Source organism: Mycobacterium sp. NPDC051804 (assembly GCF_044452905.1).
Taxonomy (GTDB): domain Bacteria; phylum Actinomycetota; class Actinomycetes; order Mycobacteriales; family Mycobacteriaceae; genus Mycobacterium.
This window is the reverse complement of sequence record NZ_JBITCD010000010.1, coordinates 12,941-17,209: the sequence shown is the minus strand read 5'-3', so window position 1 is coordinate 17,209 and position 4,269 is coordinate 12,941. Positions and strand designations below refer to the sequence as shown.

Here is a 4,269-nt window from a genome sequence, read left to right as displayed (position 1 = left end):
AGTCGCCGTCGCAGCGGAATACCGGCTTTGTTCGAATTGGGATGTGTCGTCGCGGAATTCGGCGCTTGGTTCAGCCCAGAGGTGTCGTCAATTCACCAGACACACGGCACCAGGCGGTAGCGGACCTTCTGCGTGTAGTCGCGGTATCCCTCGAGTTCTTCCTGCAGCATCTTTTCCTCGTCCCGGATTCGCAGGGCGAGTGATATTGCCGCGAGGAGCACGGTGAGAAGTCCCCAATAAGAACCGAGCGCAAGGGGGATGCCGATCATCATGATCATGCTGCCGGTGTACATCGGATGCCGAACCATCCCGTACAGGCCGGTAGAGACGATCTTCTGGCCTCCCTCGACTTGGACGTTGGCCGCCGCATAGCTGTTCTGGACTGCGACCACTGTCACCAGGATCAGTCCGACGGCTACCAGCACGTCACCGGCTAAACAGATCGCGGTCGGTACCTGCGACCACCCGAAGCGATGGTCCAAGCCGCTGATGACGAACGCCGCCGGCACCGACAGGAGCCAGCCGACGATCAGGATTCGCTGCGCAATTCGAGTTTCGGCGGTCGGACCTCGCATTCGGCGCTCGAAGGCATCGGGATTGGTTCGCATCAGATAGATGCTCGGAATCCATCCGGCAAGGTTGTAAACGACGAGAAAGACCCACGCTTGCCAGTAGTGAAACGTGCCTGCGGCCAGGAAGAGGATCAACCCGTGCGCGACGGACTCGGCAAATTTTGCGGCCAACCTGGTGGAAGCGGGTTTCACGGTCCTCCTTGATGTCGGTCGATACCGTACGCTACAGCGAACTTCAAAGCCCTGTAGACGCCGCACGGAACTAACAATCAGCCGAACCAACGGTTGAACGCCCAGCCCGTGAGATGAATATTCGGGATAGTTATCTCGACCGACGATGTCGCCTACATGTAGGAGATGGGAGAGGTAGAGATCCGCGCGATGAAATTTCTGCTGGCATGCTATGGAACCCGTGGAGATGTCGAACCCGGCGTCGCTGTCGGTCGTGAATTGCAGCGTCGCGGGCATGAGGTCTGCATCGCCGTTCCGCCCGACCTAACTGGCTTTGCCGAGTCGGCTGGACTTTCGGCGGTCGGCTTTGGGTTGGAGACGCAGGCGTGGCTGGACACCTACCGCAACGCGTGGGTGTCAATCTTTCGCAACTTCTGGAAGATCCAGGAGCGGCGTAGGTTGAACGCGGAACTCATGGCGCAGGTTACCCGCTGCTGGGAGGAGATCACGACGACGTTGACGTCTTTGGCGGACGGCTTCGATCTCCTCCTGAGCGGCCTCAGTTTTCAGCAGGCCGCCGTCAACGTCGCGGAATATCACGGGATTCCACTGGCTACGTTTTACTACCGCCCGGTTCAGGCCAACGGGCAGCTCCTGCCGTTTGTACCAGGGGCGTTGGCCCGCTCCGCTATGAGATTCAACCAGTGGCTGAGTTGGCGCATGGGTGCCAAGAAGATAAACGATGCGCAGCGCCACAAACTCGGCCTACCGAAGGCGACCGGCCCCGCACCGCAGCGGATCGCCGAGCGCGGATCGCTGGAAATCCAGGCCTACGATGAGGTTTGCTTCCCTGGGCTGGCAACCGAGTGGGCGAAACGGGACGTTAAAAGGCCTTTTGTTGGCGCTATGACACTCGAGTTGCCGACTGATGCCGACGAAGAGGTCGCCGCGTGGATATCCGCGGGAACGCCACCCATTTTCTTCAGCTTCGGCAGTACACCGCTGGAGTCCACGGGCGACACGTTCGCAATGATCAGCGCGGCCTGCGCGAAGTTGGGCGAGCGGGCCTTGATTTGCGGGGGCTGGAGTGACTTCAGCGGTATTTCCCATCCGGAGCATGTCAAGGTGGTGAGTGCGGTGAATTTCGCGGCGGTCTTTCCAGCCTGCCGCGCGGTCGTTCATCATGGTGGCTCTGGCACGACGGCAACGAGCTTGCGCGCGGGTGTCCCTACGTTGATCCTGTGGACGATGGCCGATCAGCCGTTATGGGGACTTGTGGTCAAAAGACTGAAAGTGGGTACCGCCCGGCGCTTTTCGACGACGACTCAGAAATCGTTGCTCGCGGATCTGCGCACAATCCTCGAACCGCAGTACGTCGCTCGAGCGCGCGCGGTGGCCGCCCAGATGAGTAAACCTGCCGCAAGTATCGCTGCCGCCGCCGATCTTCTCGAAGAGAATGCGCGCGTGGGCCTGATCGGCGAAGGCAAATCGTCGAAGTGATCGGCACAGGCCCCGGAAGGCGTTCACCATCTCTAGCTCGGGATTGCCTGAGACAGTTTCGATCTCAGGGTTCCGCCACTTTCGCCGTGTTTTCCAGAGACGTGCGATTCGTCGTGCGCAGCAGCCGCGGCCGAAGCGCCTGCGTTGCGGCGTGCAGCCGAGCGACCGTCGGCGCCAACGAGTGTGCGCGCCGGCGCCTCCTAGCCAGTCGTGCGGAGAGCTCGATCGACTTGAGTACGTGAGGATGAACCTCCCCGAAGTACCACGGCCGCGCTGTTGGCGGAGCGAAAGGCTTACCCCGTACTCGAATGTATTCCGAATGAAATTCGCGAAGGAGGCTGCGCTGGCGCTTAGCCGGCGCATTTGTGGCGACCCCTCCGTGCACTTGGTGGAAAGTTCCCTCGCCCAACAACACGACCAGCTGACTGTCCGGAAGTTCGCACGCCCGCACGTACGCGTCGAGATTGATCAGCCCGCCGCCTAACGAAGCGAATCGCTCGTCGTAACCGCCCAGTTCCTGCCACATAGGGCGGGAGAGAAACAGCGCATTCGACTCGGTGATCGGGCGAAACCAACCCTCTCTCGAGGATCCCGCGAAAACTGAGACGTCGAAGAGCCGGTAACCGTCTGTAGGCCAATCGATGCCCGCCAATAGGGCATCCTCTGCTCGTTGGTCGTAGCCTTTTTGAGTGCTCCGCATCTGCACGTCCGGGCCAAGGTGGAAGCCCAGCGACGCAACCACAGGCCGGGGGTGGAGCGTGGCCGCGCGGAGTGACGCGGACAGCAGTCCCGGTGAAGCCGCTCGCGCCCCGTCAATCATCACGCCGATCAACTCGCCCTGAGCTAACGCCAATCCCGCATTGATGGCCGCCGCCGGCGACACCGCCGCATTCGTCATGCGATGCACGCAGATGTTGCCGCCCCACTGACGGTAACGGCCAACATCGACCGGCTCGGCAGAGCCATTATCGATAACGATGATTTCGTAGTCGTCACCGACGAGGTCACGCTGCAGGACGGGCGACAGCGAGTGGAGCGTCCGCGGTAACTCCCGTTCCATGTTGAAAGCGATTACTACGACCGACAATTGATACGGCGCCATATCCCCCCATTTCTTCCGACCCGCCGCAACGCCTACTTTGTTTCAGAGCGTCACATGGACTTCATTGCTTCCGCCACAGCACGCCTCTGCCGTCTATGTCAACGATGTTCGCGCGTATCCCATGTTCCGCGCGGTAGTCCGTGACAGCTTGTCGACACATCTTCAGCTGGTAATCATCGATGATGCAGAACCCTCCTGGGGACAGTCGGGGATACAGCGCATCCAGCGCTTGAATGGTCGATTCGTACAAGTCACCATCAAGCCTCAACACAGCGATGCGATCAATCGGAGCATTTGGCAGCGTGTCTTTGAACCAGCCAGGGAGAAAACGGACCTGGTCATCCAGCAACCCATATCGCCGGAAATTAGCCCTGACTTCCGCTTCGGAAATCGCCAGCATGGGCGAAAAGCGGTCAAGCCTAAACCCTTTGTCTGCCTTGTATTTTGCGGCGTCCGCGCGGGGCAGGCCCGCGAACGAATCGGCTAGCCACACGCGTCGAGTCTCGTCCCCGTACGCTGCCAGGACTGCCCGCATCAGGATGGAGGCCCCTCCTCGCCACACTCCACATTCGACCAGATCGCCGGGGATGTCGTCGGCCAGTACTGTCTCAACGCAACGCTGCAGACTGGTGAGTCTCTGCATTCCAATCATCGTTTCGGCGTCCGCTGGCCAATCTGCGCCGACGTCTCGTGCGGCCTGATCGAAGGGGCGTTTACGCACGAGCATGAGACCTCTGCGCGCGAGGATGAGATCGTGGGCTTTGATGAGGGGGCGCCTCCACAGGAATGACCGCCAGGTGGAGCGCTCGGGTGACCACCAGCCCACGGGTACCAGTTGGTCCATGCCGTATCTGGTGAGGTAGCGCCGAGTCAGATCCAAGTACAAAGAACCGGCGTCGTGATCGGTCACCAAATAGCCACCCC

The 4,269-nt window shown here is 60.6% G+C and carries 4 protein-coding genes; 1 reads left to right on the top strand and 3 read right to left on the bottom strand.

All coding sequences use genetic code 11. From position 1 onward, the window contains the following. Positions 1-92: 92 nt before the first annotated feature. Positions 93-764 (bottom strand): methyltransferase family protein, encoded by a 672-nt coding sequence (locus ACIA48_RS30105; RefSeq protein ID WP_396739972.1) that lies wholly within the window; start codon positions 762-764, stop codon positions 93-95. Positions 765-953: 189 nt separating this feature from the next. On the opposite strand from ACIA48_RS30105, the gene ACIA48_RS30100 reads away from it, so the two are divergent. Next, the gene (locus ACIA48_RS30100; RefSeq protein WP_396739971.1) at positions 954-2,243 is read left to right on the top strand and encodes a glycosyltransferase; all 1,290 of its coding nucleotides are present in this window, start codon (positions 954-956) and stop codon (positions 2,241-2,243) included. Positions 2,244-2,307: 64 nt separating this feature from the next. On the opposite strand, the gene ACIA48_RS30095 is transcribed toward ACIA48_RS30100, so the two are convergent. Next, a complete protein-coding gene (locus ACIA48_RS30095; protein WP_396739970.1) occupies positions 2,308-3,345 on the bottom strand; it encodes a glycosyltransferase in 1,038 nt (345 codons plus the stop codon). Between the two features lie 61 nt (positions 3,346-3,406). After that, complete coding sequence (locus ACIA48_RS30090) at positions 3,407-4,255, bottom strand: TylF/MycF/NovP-related O-methyltransferase (protein WP_396739968.1); 849 nt, start codon at positions 4,253-4,255, stop codon at positions 3,407-3,409. Positions 4,256-4,269: the final 14 nt, after the last annotated feature.